Below are 14,505 nucleotides of genomic sequence, written 5' to 3' on the forward strand. Positions count from 1 at the left end.
CTTTTAGGGGTCACTTCATTCCATCTTGAACAGATTTCTTTACAATTATCCATGTGTCTTTCTTTTTAACTGTTATAGCTACATTAGTTCCATTAGATTCTTTATAAAAGATATATCCATTGTTTGAGTTTACATATGTGACTGGTTCGCCTATGCAATCTTGCGAGCAGGATTTGTTGACTAGCTCAATTAGGGATAGTTCGCTTGGATCGGTTTTACTGGCTTCTATAACAGCATCAAGGCTTGTTTTTCGATAACCTTGCAAGTTTATATGAAAAAGCTGCTCTATTTCTCCTGTAATGCTAGTATTTATTACTTCTACTGAATTCTTTTTTTCTTGAAGAAATCCGTTTTCATAAAGTAATTTTGTATATCCAATCCATGCTATTAATACTAGCATGAAAAACATACCCGTCATTTTAAGCATTCGCAGTCGTTTACTTACAATAGTTTCTGAGTATTTCATTCAGTCTAATCCTCCAATGTTTTTAATTTAAAATATGCTTGGATACATACTTTTAGAAGAGGATGAAATTTGATGAGTTTTCAATAAAAAAGAAAACATCCAGAGTTAGATGCTTTCTTTTTTGTATTTTTTGCTATCTGTTAGTTACTTGTTTCATAAGTGGTCGTATTTCTTTAACTGGTGGTTTCTTATCATAGGCATCAACATAAGAAAAGTAGTAGTTTAAGTTTCTTAGAAGACCTTTTCCTATTTTTGCACTTAAGAAAGGAAATACTTGTCCGGTATAATCATCGAGAGATTTACAGTAATATTTTTCATCTAAATATATACTGTATTTACATGTTAGTTCCACTAAAGGATTTCCTTCATTATCAAATACTTCTTTAGAATCAATAATATCTATTAGTGCAAATTTTTCATTGAGGTAAACTTTCTTTTTTTTCTCGTGTTTATTTGTAAGTATAAAAACGAGGCCAATCGCGTTAATCAAACTATTTCCTCCTATAAAAAACGGATATTTATAAAATATATCGATATACGTTAAATGTAAAGAGGGCAGATAAAATATCATTAATGGAAAGTTTAATAAGCCGATTTGGTTTTCAAATCGGCTTATTGTTATTGGAATACTTGCGGGAATTGTTTTACGATTGCGTTTGTTATCATGTCGGCCATTTCTAAAGCTTCTTTTTCAATTTTATCGTACAATTTTACTCCTTCTTCATAATCTTTATTTAGAAAGGCAAGTGCTTCTGCCTTTGTTAATGCTAAATGTTCATAAAACATTTTTCGGAATGCTTCTTTTTCTATATACGGGTTGATAGCGTTAAGAAAATCGACAATTTGATCAGCATTAGCGTACCACTTCTTCTCGATAGCGGCAGCTGCATTTTGGTCACCTGCTTTAGCGGCTTTAACAAGATCTGCTGCGATGACTAAGTGGTCTTTAATGAGTGCACTATATTTTTTTACAGCGTCCTCACCATAGAATGGCTCAAGTGATAGTCCCATATGTGTTGCATTTTGAAGAAGACGCCCAACTGTAACGTTAACGTCTGGTAAATGAAAGACAATACTTATAATAGCTAATCTCGTCCAAGCGACATGTTGTTCCCATAAAGAACGCATATAACCTTTTAAAAAGTTCTCGTTTTTACTAATTCGGTAATTACGTGCAGAAGTATCAAAGTGTACATAAGGGTTATGATAGGGGGAGTAATACGATTGCCAATAAGTATACATAAACGGTAACACTCCTTTGAACATGTATAACTCAAAGTATGATGGGAATTTATAATTAGTTACGTGTCCTCGTTTATTTTCAGAAATTGATATGAAAAAAATGAGGGGTTTTATTGCGTTATATATAAATAAATTGAATATAAAGTAAAAGAGGCTCTGCAAGGGAAGTTGCAGAGCCTCAAAAGGGTATTGCCGAGATGTCGGACTCGACTACGTAATATTATCATAAAATTCACTTAAAAAAACCTGGTAAATGTGTCCAAATAAAAATGGCTCTTTAATAAAGTCAAAGGGACCTGCTTCCCGCGGCAGATCCCTTTAACTAGATAATGTAGATGAGCAAAAACTCATCTGGAGTACTTTTATAGTAACAATTGAAAATCGTTTTGTGTATTGAGAAAAAAATAATTGAATAATTAAATATTGAGCATTTATAGTTTACTTTTGTAATTATCACCATTTGTTGTGAGTGGGGTATGGTTATAAAATAGAGAAAAGATTTACAATCACAACGAAAAGTGTACTGAAATATAAAATAATTAAAAAAGACCTGCCTATATAAGCAGGTCAACTTAAGGGGTTTATCCAACAGAATATTTCATATGATATCAATGATATTGTATGAAGTCTATAAGGTTTATATTGTGAAAAATTTTGTAAATGGATACATTTCGCCCACGTATTAACGTTTAAAAAGTTGAGAAAGAGAATGGAAAAGTTTTCTATAAGAAAATAATGGTTGGTATTTATAATACGATTCATATTTCCACGCATCATGATTTGAGAATTGGAGTTGATTCGGTACTGCTTTCTGCTTGATGGAACTAATATTAAGGTGATTCATATAGTAACCTCCTAAATTCATATGTATAAGATTAGTAGTATTCAAGGAAAGTTAATAAAATGTATATTTATTTTGAAATTCGTTTTAGTCGCTAATGAGCCTCTAAAACGAAAAGAAGCATAAGATAATAAAAAAGCAGGCTGTTAGTCATATATTCATCACTTTCATGACACACAAGAGATGATATAATAGTAGTAGATGAAAGATATAGAAAAGCAGGTGACTCTTTTTTGTTTACAAAAGCTCAAGAACTTTTAGCGTCTTATTTCGGTTATTCGTCATTCCGAAGAGGACAAGATGAAACAATTAAAAATGTATTAGATGGGAAAGATACAGTTTGTATTATGCCTACGGGCGGTGGTAAGTCAATTTGTTATCAAATTCCCGCATTAGTATTCGAGGGAACGACGTTAGTTATATCGCCATTAATATCACTTATGAAAGACCAAGTAGATACATTAGTACAAAACGGTATTTCAGCTACTTATATTAATAGTTCTATTTCTATTACAGAAGCAAATCAACGTATTCAGTTAGCGAAACAAGGTCATTATAAGTTGCTTTATGTGGCGCCTGAGCGTCTTGATTCAATGGAGTTTGTTGACCAACTTATCGATATGAAAATCCCGATGATTGCAATTGATGAGGCGCACTGTATTTCGCAGTGGGGACATGATTTCCGTCCAAGTTATTTACATATACACCGCATATTAGATTATCTTCCAGAGAAGCCGCTCGTATTAGCATTAACTGCTACGGCAACACCACAAGTGCGTGATGATATTTGCAATACACTTGGAATTAATCAAGAAAACACGATTATGACAACGTTTGAGCGTGAGAACTTATCATTTTCTGTTATTAAAGGACAAGACCGTCATGCATATTTAGCGGATTATATTCGTCAAAATCAAAAAGAATCTGGGATTATATATGCGGCTACTAGAAAAGTAGTTGATCAATTATATGAGGATTTAATGAAAGCGGGAGTTTCTGTTTCAAAATATCATGCTGGTATGAGTGATAACGATCGAAATGAGCAGCAAGAACTCTTTTTACGTGATGAAGTAAGTGTAATGGTAGCGACATCAGCATTTGGGATGGGGATTGATAAATCGAATATTCGTTACGTTATCCATTATCAACTGCCAAAAAACATGGAAAGTTATTACCAAGAAGCAGGACGTGCAGGACGTGACGGTTTAGATAGTGCATGTATATTGCTATATTCTTCTCAAGATGTGCAAGTACAGCGCTTTTTAATTGATCAATCGACAGGAGAATCTCGTTTTTCAAATGAACTTGAAAAACTGCAAAATATGACTGACTATTGTCATACAGAACAATGTTTACAATCATTTATTTTGCAATACTTTGGAGAAGAGCCGAAAGAAGATTGTGGCCGCTGCGGTAATTGTACGGACGAGCGCGAAAGTATCGATGTGACGAGAGAATCGCAAATGGTTCTATCTTGTATGATTAGAACGAACCAACGATTTGGAAAACAAATGATTGCCCAAGTTTTAACTGGTTCGAAAAATAAGAAAGTGATTGAATTTAATTTTCATACTTTACCAACATACGGCTTACTATCAAATCGCAGCGTAAAAGAAGTCAGTGAATTTATTGAGTTTTTAATTTCAGATGAGTTAATCACAGTTGAACACGGTACGTATCCGACATTAAAAGTAACGGAAAAAGGGAAAGAAGTGTTACTTGGTAAAGAGAATGTTTTACGTAAAGAACGAGTAGAGACAAGACAAATTGTTCAGGATCATCCTTTATTTGAAATACTTCGTGAAGTACGTAAAGAAATTGCGCAAGGAGAGGGTGTACCTCCATTCGTTATTTTCTCTGACCAAACGTTGAAAGATATGTGTGCAAAAATGCCGCAAAGTGACTCTGAACTTTTAACTGTAAAAGGGATTGGTGAACATAAACTTGTGAAGTATGGTTCTCATTTCTTACAAGCAGTTCAGCACTTTATTGAGGAAAACCCAAACTATGCTGAAACAATTAAGACAGAAGTGGTGACAGAGCGGAAAAAGTCAGGGAAAGCGTCAGGGAAAGCGTCAGCAAATTCTCATTTAGAAACGTATGAAATGTATAAACAAGGCATTGATTTAAATGAAATTGCGAAAGAACGTAGCTTATCAACACAAACAATTGAAAATCATTTAATACGTTGTTTTGAAGATGGAATGGAAGTAGACTGGAACAGTTTTGTTCCTGCAGAATATGAATCACTGATTGAAACTGCCGTTCAAAATGCAGAGGGTGGTCTGAAATCGATTAAGGAACAACTTCCAAATGAAGTGAGTTACTTTATGATTCGTGCTTATTTACAAATTAGAAAGTAGAGACATATAAAGTGAAACTTTAATCAGTGGGGGTCTTACTGCCCATTAAAGCGGGATAAAGGGGATAGGGATATATGTATCACGTTTTTGTGTATGGCACGTTAAGAAAAGAGCAAACGAATGCTCATTTTATGCAAGGTGCAAAATGCATCGCAGACAGGGCATGGACCTATGGCAAATTATTTGATACAAACGAAGGGTATCCAGCAATGATTTGTTCAAATAAAGATAAAGTATATGGAGAAGTTTATGAAGTGAATGATGATGTGCTGCAAAAATTAGATGAACTGGAAGAATACACAGGTAATGCAGAGAGTGATTTATATGACAGAATCACCGAAACGATTTATTTAGACGATAGAGAAATACGTGCATTTGTGTATATCGCTCAAGATAAAGAGATGCTAAGGAAAGTTATCATTTCTGGTGATTGGGTAGAGTATCAACGCGAAAAAGAATAGCAGCCATAGAGCAGATAGTGGGAACATCCATTATCTGCTTTTTAAATTGATACTTTAAAAAATCTGATTATTTAGATAAAATTAAAATATAGAAAAATCAAAAGGAGGATTTTTCATGGGTATCAGAAATTTAGTTTCTCACCTGTAGTAGAAAAAATATACAGGAGGAGAATAATAATGAACGAATTAGATGTGAGGGAATTTTACGAAAAACAATTCGAACTATCCAATTACGATATTAATACAGAAAGCTGGTTAGAACAGGTTGCGAAAGAAGTTCAAGAACAAATTGGACATCCATTTCAGTCGATGTTAGAACTAGGAGCAGGAAATGGCGGGTTTGCGAGGGCGATGTCTAAGTTACGTGTAAAGATGACTACTGTTGAGCTTGTACCAGAGTTAGTTATGTTTGCAAAAGAGCATTCTACTAATGATATTGCTATTCATTGCGCTGATTTTTATAAAATCAAATTTGAAGAAAAGTTTGATGTTGTTAGTTATTTAGATGGATTTGGTGTAGGATCAGATGATGAACAATTGATTCTATTAAAACGAATTAAAAATTGGATGAAGGATGATGGATGTGCACTTATTGATATTTATCAACCGTTGTATTGGAAACAGGTAAGTGGACAAGAAATGTCCTTAAGTTCAGCTATGCGAAAATATGAATATGATAGCATAAATGAAAGAATGTTAGATCATTGGTGGCATCCTAATAATCCAAATGATATAGTTACACAGTCTTTACGTTGTTATACGGTAGATGAGATTAGCAATCTATGTGCTGAAGTCGGTTTAAGTATTGTAGGAATCTTCCCAGGAGGAGCATACGATTTTGAAAAACGGAAATATAAAGAATTAGCAACTTTAAATGAATGTTTGGCGTATCGAATTAAAGTAAAGAAGAGTAGGGATTAATTCCTTACTCTTCTTTACTTTTATAGTGTGAATAATTGACTGTCTTTCGTATTTAATTGTCGTTCTTTTTTATTCTTCTGGACCTTAGTACGATCCCAATTCCAAGAAATACAATAGTAGCAACAACTCCGCTAATAGGGTTTAACCAAAAATCACTGCCGTTGGTAAGTGTAATAATCCCTGTTATTGTAACTAAAACAGTAGGAACGGCATCTTCAATTGCATGCATGATAACACATGGCCATACTGACTTTGTAAGTCTATATATTTCGACATACATAATAGACCAAGAAACCATAAGTATACAGCCTGATAAAAGCATATTTAACCTTGAAATAGATTCAAAATATTCATTTGGTAAAAAAACTAAATAATAAGCGGCATGCCAAAGAGCCCAAATTAAACCAGAAATAATATAAATAAACCAATCGTTTAACTTTAGTTCAATCAGTTTTGGAGTTAAATAACCGCTCCAAGAAAACTCTTCGAAAATATTTTTAATAAAATTACCTATAGTAGACATGAGTATGAGTGAACATAATGAGGACATCTCAAAGTTAGATATGTTAACGACTCTGAAAAATAGAGCTAAGCTTATAGTTATTAGTGTAACGAATGGATAAATAAGTATTGCTACGAAATACCATTTAAAGCTTCCTTTTAAATTTGGTTTGATACCAAAATCATGCCAATCTCGGCTAAGAACTCTAAGTAATATGCTGACGAGGAAAGGAAGTATAAGCCATAAGCCCATACCTAAAGAATTTCCTGCAGGTTGATCTGTTAGAAGAGAATCAATAAATACACCGATCCAACCACTTGCTAGCACAATTAATACAAAAATAATGAAATGTAGCTTTACTTGCTTTCTATTGGTTGTAGTCATTTCGAATAAACTCCTTTTTTATTTTTAGCATTTACCTATTGACACTTCTCATTATTTTACAAGTGAAAGGAGGAAATCGATAGAAAGGTAGATGAGAGTTTAAGTTTAGTTAGTGTATGAATCGTTATTATTAATAGAAAGTAATAGCATTTGTACGCATTATTTTATTATATGTAAAGTGTTGTAATTTAGATGTTTTATATTCTTATAATGTAAAAATAACGATAAGATTTTAAAATTAGAAAGAAGAAAAGTGAGTTTTTTCGGAAAATTTAAATTGAAACTATTGACTTTATAAATGGATTTTTAATACAATTGTATTTCGACTGAAAAATTAGAACGGACAGGAGGGAATCATCAAATGAACAACATTTTTGAAGAAGAGTTACAAAGGATGAAAGATACATTACGTACGATGGATGATCAATTAGAACAGCTCGAAAACATTCCGGTTTATTATGGAGATGATTTTAAAGAACAAATTCTAGAAAGTATGAGAGAATCTAATAGGCAAAATTTACGTATCGGTGTACAAGAACCGTACTTTGGAAGATTAGATTTTCAAGAGGACGGCAAGGAAGATGTTATGCCGATCTACATCGGTAAAGTAGGTGTTTCACATAAAGACACTATGAAACCAATTGTAATAGATTGGCGGGCACCTGTTGCAAGTATGTTTTATTCATTTACCGGCGGTGATGAATTAGCGTTTTATCAATCACCAGACGGATTAGTAGAAGGTGATGTACATTTAAAGCGAAACATCTCTATTCGAAAAAGAGAACTAGAACGTGTTGTTGATACATATGTAAAAGGAAATGAAGATGTCTCACATGCCGATGATTTTCTTCTATATAGATTAGGTGAGAATAAAGATAATAAACTAAAGGATATTGTTTCGACAATACAATCGGAGCAAAATGATATTATTCGTGCGGAAAGAAACTTACCACTACTTATTCAAGGGGTTGCAGGGAGCGGAAAAACAACAATCGCTTTACATCGCCTTGCTTTTTTAATTTATGAATATCGTGAGCAGCTAGAAGCTGAGAGAATGATTGTATTCGCTCCAAATAGTCTGTTTTTAGACTATATTTCGAGTGTACTTCCTGAATTAGGTGTAGGGAATATTAGTCAAACAACATTTCCAGATTGGGCATTACGTACGTTAGATGATTCGGTGAAACTGAAGCAAACAGAAGAAAAATTGAAAGAGGCATTTTCTATTAATCGTGATGAAGAAAAAATTATGCTCGGTAAATTGAAAGGTACACTGGAATTTAAGTCCTTTATTGAAGAGAGAATGGTTCAATTTGAAAAAGAATTAGTACCAACAAGTGATTTTGAGGCATGGGACAAAGCTATTATTCCAGTAGAAGACATAAAAAAATGGATGCAAGTGGAATATAAACATTATCCATTAAAGAAAAGAAGAGAAAGATTAGTCGGCCGAATGAAGCGCTGGATTGAAATTGAGCTAAAAAAGTATGGAGAAATAAACGAGAAGAAATTACTAAAAAAAGAAGCGACTAAGAGATTGAACACTTATATGAAGTTTTGGCCGAAAATGAGCTCACTTTCAATTTATAGTTCAATATTGAAAAGTAAAGAAATACTCGAAGTATTACCTGAAGAACTTGTGAAAGAAACTGAAAAGAGTTGTCGTAAAAAAGAAGTGTATGTAGAAGATTTACCAGCTTTAATATACATACATCACCGCATAACAGGTATTGAAATCGGACAGAAATTCCATCACGTCGTTATTGATGAAGCGCAAGATTTCTCGCCATTTCAAGTTTATGTATTAAAAGAAATTACACTAGGTAATTCTTTCACTATATTAGGTGATTTATCTCAAGCAATTTACGATTATCAAGGGATTGAAGATTGGAGTGCTTTTAAGGAAGTATTCCAAGAAACAGGTTATTATGAATTGACGAGAAGTTATCGCTCTACAAAAGAAATTATTGAATTTGCGAACGAAATAATTAAAAATGCAGATATTCCAGTAGGGCTTGCGACACCAGTTTTTCGTAGTGGTGAAGAGGTCAAAGTAATCCAAGCAGAAGATCAATTTAGTGAGATTATGAAGACGATAAAATATTTACAAAATGAAGATGTGAAAACAATTGCGGTAATAGGAAGAACAGACGATGAATGCCGTGATATATATGAAAAGTTAACAAAGGCAGGATTGGCTGTAAACGTCATTGAAGCAGATCAAAGTAAATACGAAGGTGGTATTTCAGTAGTACCTGTATACTTGGCGAAAGGATTAGAATTTGACGCTGTTCTACTAATTGATGTTGATGAAGAACATTACAAAAATACAAAACACGATGCGAAGTTATTGTATGTCGGATGTACAAGGTCGCTTCATGATTTATGGATTTTCCATAGTGGAGAAGCATCGCCTTTAATTAACGGATTAAAATAAAAATGAAAACGCAAGAGGCTTTTCTAGTAACAAAAAGAAGAACCTCTTGTTTTTCTATATAAAGGTATGGGGAGAGAATAACTATGATTACAAAGGTAATAACGAAAAGAAACTGGGAAATTGCAAAGATAAATGGAGAAATTAATGAAGCCTCATTAAAAGAAGAGGGATTTATTCATTGTTCATTTTTAGAACAAGCTTTAAAAGTCGCTGAAAAATATTTTAGTCATGAAGAAGATGTTTTATTACTTACGATTAATCCAATTCTGTTAAAAGCAGACATAAAATATGAACTTGCTTCTAACGGTCAAGAATATCCGCATGTATATGGAGTAATCAATATTGAGTCGATTGTAGAAGTTATCCCATTTACTAAAGAAAAAGAAGAGTTTATATTACGAGAGGTACAACGGTAAGATGGGGATAGATATTTAAATTAGCTAAAAAAGCGCAAATTCAATGTTTGTGCTTTTTTATTATCTATTTTTTGTGAAAATTCATTGTTTTTATCACAATAATACTGTACGATACATAGTATAAAACACATACTGTATGACATATAGTAATGAAAATGAGGTGAGTGAATGGATGCTTTATTAAATTCGTTAATTACTGAACTAAGAAGAGGTACATTAACATTAGCGGTTTTAAGCCAGCTAAGAACACCGCAATATGGGTATTCACTTGTCCAATTATTGGAAAAATCAGGGATTACAATCGATCAAAGTACTTTATATCCACTACTTCGCCGATTAGAGAAGCAGGAGCTAGTGACGAGTAGTTGGGATAAAACGGAGAGTAGACCGCGTAAGTATTATGTTTTAAGTGAATATGGATTAGAGATATTTCTGCAGCTGAAGAAAGAATGGATAAAGGATTCGAAAGAGCTTTATAACCTATTAAAGGAGGAGGACAAAAATGAGTTTGATTGATATTTATGTAGAAGAAGTAGCGAAGAGATTACCTGAAAAAAATTGTGACGATATTATTCTTGAATTACGGTCAACAATCGAGGATATGTTACCTGATGATTATAATGAAGATGATGAAAAAAAAGTTCTTGAAAAATTGGGGAGTCCAGTTTCATTGGCAAATGGGTATTTAGATAGGCCGATGCATTTAATTGGACCACGTTATTTTGATGTATATACGACGTTATTAAAAATGATCATACCGATTGCAGCTGTTATCGCACTCATTGCAATGGTTGCAGAAAATTTTGTAGCATATAATGGTGAGCAAGCGGTATTAAATATTATTTTAAATGTGATAGGTAAAGGCATTGGGGAAATTATCGAAGTAGGCCTCCATGTATTTTTCTGGTTGACAATTGTATTTGCAATTTTAGAAAGAACAGATAAAGACAAAGGTACTCAGCCGTTGACGACAAGTTTAAAAAAATGGACGCCTGATGATTTGAAAAATACTTCGTATGTTCCAAAGAAAAAGTCGATCTCAAAGCTCGAAGTTTTTGGCGGGTTAATGTGGACGGCAATATGGGCAACACTTTATTTTTATGCGAACCATCTTGTAGGTGTATATCATGGTACAGAAAGCGGATTGAAGTTTGTCGCGCCAACTTTTAACCAAGATGTGTTAATTCAGTATTGGCCAATCGTTGTAATTATGATTGTGTTTGAAATAGGTATATCTCTTTATAAGTTAGTACAAGGACAATGGACGAAAAAGTTGGCAATCGGGAATGCTATTCTTCAAATAGTTGGAACAATTGTATTCATTGTAATTGTAGTAAATCCGCATTTATTTAATGAAGGATTTATTACGTATGTGGCAAATGTGTTTACTACTTCTCCAGAGGAAGTTAAAAAGTGGTTAATTGGTGGAGGTATTATCATTTACATTTTATCTGCTGTGTTAAATATATTTGATGGTTTCCGAAAAGCTCGTATTCGTATGTAATAGTGAAATGAAGGAAGATAAACGTTATGAAAGGAAGAAAGTAATGATAAGGGAAGCAAGGAAACAAGGAAACAAGATGTAACATACATGTTAGACATTTATAATGATGCCATACTGCATACAACAGCCGTATATACGTATAAACCTGTAACCCTGTAACCCTGTAACCCTTGAAAATAGAATTGATTGGTATGAACAAAAAAAGGCTGACGGTTATCCAATTTTAGTATATGAACTAAATAATAAAGTAGTAGGATTTGCGACATTTGGACCGTTTAGAACTTGGCCTGCTTATAAATATTCAATTGAGCATTCTGTGTATGTTGATAAGGAATATAGAAAGAATGGAATAGGAACTTCTTTAATGAAAGCATTGATTGCAATGGCAAAAGAAAGGGAATATATGATTTTAATTGCTGGAATTGATGCTGAAAATGAGAAAAGTATTGCTTTACATGAAAACTATGGATTTGTTTATACTGGTACAATCAAAAAGGCTGGTTATAAGTTTAATAGATGGCTTGATTTAGCTTTTTATCAATTGGGGCTTAATGGTCCTAAAAATCCTTTAGAAGAATAAAAGTTTAGTATCTTAGGTAGCATGGAGTAATGCATGCTACCTTTTTCTTATTGTAACCATAAGAATGGTTTTCTAAAAAAGGGATTTTATATTATATATTGAATTATTAAAAAATAATATAACGTTTGGAAAAGAGGCTGGGAAATGGAAACTGTCATTCGAAAAATGAAAGAGATACAATCTGATCATGTTGGGATAGCTATTTATTCTACAAAAAGCAATCATATAGTTGCTTCATATAATAGTGAATTAAATATTCCGTTAGCATCGGCAGCAAAAGTAGTAATCGGATTTGTAGTAGCGCAAATGGTGAAGGAAAATAAACGTAATTGGAATGATATACTTCATCATGTTAAATTTAATCCAAATGAAGATAGTGCGCAGTTGTATCCACATTTACAAGGAAGAAGGACTTTAACACTTAGTAAAGCAGTAGAAGTGATGATAGCATGTCATGATAGTTACGTTGCACAGTCAGTTGTAATGTACTGTGGTGGATGGGATGCTGTGAAAATGTATGCCCAAACGTATTTTTCAAAAATTCATATACAAGAGGACGCTAGAGATGAGAAAAATGTTGGAGAATTAAATGAAGTTCTTTCACTTTTAGTACATATTTTTCAGGGTTATAAATCAGAAGCGGAATTATGGGAACCAGTTATTGGCGGCATGGTAAGGCAGCAAGGTGAATATGAAGGAATACATTCATATCACTTAGCTCATATGACAGGTGGACTATCTTCAGATACTATGAATATTGGTATAATAGGAATATTTAACGAATTCCCGTTTCTTTATGTTATTGGGGGAAAAGATTTACCTGATCGACGTGAAAATAAAGAGGTAGATGAAGCTTTTGCAGTAGCTTTGAGGTACATATACAGAGAATATAGTGAAAGTATGCTAGGAGTGAGCGATTGAAAAGAAACTTAAAGACATCAACAATCATTATTTTAATTGTAACGATTATTGCTCTTGAAGTGGGTATCGCACTATACGATCACAATTTGTCATTAGATACTATTTATTTTGCCGCGATCCTCATTTGTATTGTATTACTTTTTGGTACACGTGTTTCTAAAGAGAAAGAAAATACATCGAAACAGGGACGAAGAAAAACAGCTCTTATATTTTGGCCATCTATTATATTGTCTATCGCTTGTTTTGCAGTTATAAATTATATAAGAATAGGCTATGTTTCTGTGCCAGGGATAATTGGTTTTTCCTGCTTTGTTACCTATGGTGGATTCGTATTTATTAGTATTTTAAAAAGGAAAAGTAAAAATGAGAGGTAGCTTACAAAGTTGAAAGGAAGAGATATATGAAACGCATAGAGAATGGTACTCGCATTGAAGGAGAATATATAAAGAATAAAGTCATCCAATATAACATGTCTATTTTAGCAGATGAAGTAAAACAGCCAATGGAACAAGTAAGCTTTGTAGTGAAAAATGAAGATGGGAAAATCTTTGGCGGCGTAACAGGAACAATGTATTTTTATCATCTACATATAGATTTTTTGTGGGTTGATGAATCAGTTCGTCATGATGGTTATGGTAGTCAACTGTTACATAAAATTGAAGACATTGCGAAGGAAAAAGGTTGTAGATTAATATTATTAGATTCATTTAGTTTTCAAGCACCAGAATTTTATAAAAAGCACGGCTACCGAGAATATGGTGTTGTTGAAGATCATCCTAAAGGACATAGTCAACATTTTTTAGAGAAGAGGTTATAGTATTCGTGTTTTACAAAAAAAGTGGATTTTTAGAAGCATCGCTAACCAGGTGATGTACCAGGTATCGGTAAATGTGATTTAAACCAATTGATAGGAAGTAAACCACTTTCTTGGTTTACTGAATCAGTACCAAAACAAGAAAACATACAAGCACAAGTTTCTAAGCAAAATATCATCCAATCTGGAGCTTTTTCATCTTATGAAACTCCAGACGTTATGGGGAGCGTTAACTTCTTTGAAAATGGCAGCTACCTTCATTTTACAATCGGATGGATTAACGTATTTTGTTTCTGAACCAACTAGTGATACGCAATTAAAGGCTCTGAAAGATTGGCTTGATCGAAAAGGTTGGTGGTATGAAGTTGAATAATAATAAATAAATAGCTACTATTTGTGTAAAAAAAGAGCCTTCCAGTTTTGGAGGACTCTTTTTTTACTATTCAAATAGCTTATTCATTAAATCTTGTATTTCACGTCTTCTTTTATCTGTTTCGCCCTTATCAATTGTATACGTATCATCCTCTATTATAAGAACATCACCCTCTTTTGCAGTGGAAGGGAGTTTGGATTTAGGTACATCAATTGTTACGTTATTCACTTCAATAACTGCTAGTTCACCTTCAAAACGGTCAATAATACCTCTTTTCATA

At 33.2% G+C, this 14,505-nt stretch carries 16 protein-coding genes and 3 pseudogenes; 12 read left to right on the forward strand and 7 right to left on the reverse strand.

Features of this window, described 5'->3' with window-relative positions; all coding sequences use genetic code 11:
- Positions 1–10 precede the first annotated feature (10 nt).
- The 4 genes from COL05_RS25660 to COL05_RS31550 all read right to left on the reverse strand — a co-directional run bounded on the left by COL05_RS25660 (position 11) and on the right by COL05_RS31550 (position 2,552).
- A complete protein-coding gene (locus COL05_RS25660; RefSeq protein ID WP_098670631.1) occupies positions 11–466 on the reverse strand; it encodes a hypothetical protein in 456 nt (151 codons plus the stop codon).
- A gap of 133 nt (positions 467–599) precedes the next feature.
- Complete coding sequence (locus COL05_RS25665) at positions 600–956, reverse strand: hypothetical protein (RefSeq protein WP_000606234.1); 357 nt, start codon at positions 954–956, stop codon at positions 600–602.
- A 128-nt stretch (positions 957–1,084) separates the two neighbouring features.
- Positions 1,085–1,708, reverse strand: coding sequence for an acetylglutamate kinase (locus tag COL05_RS25670; protein ID WP_142337665.1), 624 nt, complete (start codon positions 1,706–1,708; stop codon positions 1,085–1,087).
- 682 nt (positions 1,709–2,390) lie between these two features.
- Complete coding sequence (locus COL05_RS31550; protein WP_180233482.1) at positions 2,391–2,552, reverse strand: hypothetical protein; 162 nt, start codon at positions 2,550–2,552, stop codon at positions 2,391–2,393.
- Positions 2,553–2,782: 230 nt separating this feature from the next.
- Between COL05_RS31550 and recQ the strand changes: the two genes are divergently transcribed.
- From recQ to COL05_RS25690, 3 genes are all read left to right on the forward strand, one after another.
- The gene (gene recQ / locus COL05_RS25680; protein ID WP_098670634.1) at positions 2,783–4,912 is read left to right on the forward strand and encodes a DNA helicase RecQ; all 2,130 of its coding nucleotides are present in this window, start codon (positions 2,783–2,785) and stop codon (positions 4,910–4,912) included.
- Between the two features lie 74 nt (positions 4,913–4,986).
- Entirely contained in the window at positions 4,987–5,373 is a 387-nt protein-coding gene (locus tag COL05_RS25685) for a gamma-glutamylcyclotransferase family protein (RefSeq protein WP_098670635.1), read from the forward strand.
- Positions 5,374–5,550: 177 nt separating this feature from the next.
- Positions 5,551–6,294 carry a class I SAM-dependent methyltransferase gene (locus COL05_RS25690; RefSeq protein ID WP_098670636.1) on the forward strand — a complete coding sequence of 248 codons (744 nt, stop codon included), beginning with the start codon at positions 5,551–5,553 and terminating at the stop codon, positions 6,292–6,294.
- Between the two features lie 20 nt (positions 6,295–6,314).
- Here COL05_RS25690 and COL05_RS25695 read toward each other — a convergent pair.
- Positions 6,315–7,180 (reverse strand): annotated as a pseudogene (locus COL05_RS25695) (CPBP family glutamic-type intramembrane protease).
- A gap of 361 nt (positions 7,181–7,541) precedes the next feature.
- On the opposite strand from COL05_RS25695, the gene COL05_RS25700 reads away from it, so the two are divergent.
- The 8 genes and pseudogenes from COL05_RS25700 to COL05_RS25735 all read left to right on the forward strand — a co-directional run bounded on the left by COL05_RS25700 (position 7,542) and on the right by COL05_RS25735 (position 13,855).
- Positions 7,542–9,617, forward strand: coding sequence for a HelD family protein (locus COL05_RS25700; protein ID WP_098670637.1), 2,076 nt, complete (start codon positions 7,542–7,544; stop codon positions 9,615–9,617).
- An 83-nt stretch (positions 9,618–9,700) separates the two neighbouring features.
- Complete coding sequence (locus tag COL05_RS25705; protein WP_098670638.1) at positions 9,701–10,033, forward strand: DUF952 domain-containing protein; 333 nt, start codon at positions 9,701–9,703, stop codon at positions 10,031–10,033.
- Positions 10,034–10,201: 168 nt separating this feature from the next.
- Entirely contained in the window at positions 10,202–10,549 is a 348-nt protein-coding gene (locus COL05_RS25710; protein ID WP_098670639.1) for a PadR family transcriptional regulator, read from the forward strand.
- Positions 10,536–11,537, forward strand: coding sequence for an HAAS signaling domain-containing protein (locus tag COL05_RS25715; RefSeq protein WP_098670640.1), 1,002 nt, complete (start codon positions 10,536–10,538; stop codon positions 11,535–11,537). Before COL05_RS25710 ends, COL05_RS25715 begins: the two co-directional genes overlap by 14 nt.
- 87 nt (positions 11,538–11,624) lie before the next feature.
- Positions 11,625–12,117: pseudogene (locus COL05_RS25720) on the forward strand (N-acetyltransferase family protein).
- Between the two features lie 144 nt (positions 12,118–12,261).
- Positions 12,262–13,038, forward strand: a complete 777-nt coding sequence (locus COL05_RS25725) for a serine hydrolase (protein ID WP_098670641.1) — start codon at positions 12,262–12,264, stop codon at positions 13,036–13,038.
- Positions 13,035–13,412: a hypothetical protein gene (locus tag COL05_RS25730; protein WP_098670642.1), complete on the forward strand. Its 378-nt coding sequence runs from the start codon at positions 13,035–13,037 to the stop codon at positions 13,410–13,412. The genes COL05_RS25725 and COL05_RS25730 overlap by 4 nt, the downstream gene beginning before the upstream one ends.
- Before the next feature lie 26 nt (positions 13,413–13,438).
- The gene (locus tag COL05_RS25735; protein ID WP_098670643.1) at positions 13,439–13,855 is read left to right on the forward strand and encodes a GNAT family N-acetyltransferase; all 417 of its coding nucleotides are present in this window, start codon (positions 13,439–13,441) and stop codon (positions 13,853–13,855) included.
- A 41-nt stretch (positions 13,856–13,896) separates the two neighbouring features.
- On the opposite strand, the gene COL05_RS32035 is transcribed toward COL05_RS25735, so the two are convergent.
- A complete protein-coding gene (locus COL05_RS32035; RefSeq protein ID WP_257152598.1) occupies positions 13,897–14,031 on the reverse strand; it encodes a hypothetical protein in 135 nt (44 codons plus the stop codon).
- On the opposite strand from COL05_RS32035, the pseudogene COL05_RS25740 reads away from it, so the two are divergent.
- Positions 14,015–14,225 (forward strand): annotated as a pseudogene (locus COL05_RS25740) (N-acetylmuramoyl-L-alanine amidase C-terminal domain-containing protein); the annotation flags it as partial. The gene COL05_RS32035 and the pseudogene COL05_RS25740 overlap by 17 nt on opposite strands.
- Positions 14,226–14,291: 66 nt before the next feature.
- Here COL05_RS25740 and COL05_RS25745 read toward each other — a convergent pair.
- A complete protein-coding gene (locus COL05_RS25745; protein ID WP_098670644.1) occupies positions 14,292–14,504 on the reverse strand; it encodes a DUF3006 domain-containing protein in 213 nt (70 codons plus the stop codon).
- Position 14,505: the final 1 nt, after the last annotated feature.

This window comes from Bacillus sp. AFS059628, assembly GCF_002571225.1.
Lineage (GTDB): Bacteria > Bacillota > Bacilli > Bacillales > Bacillaceae_G > Bacillus_A.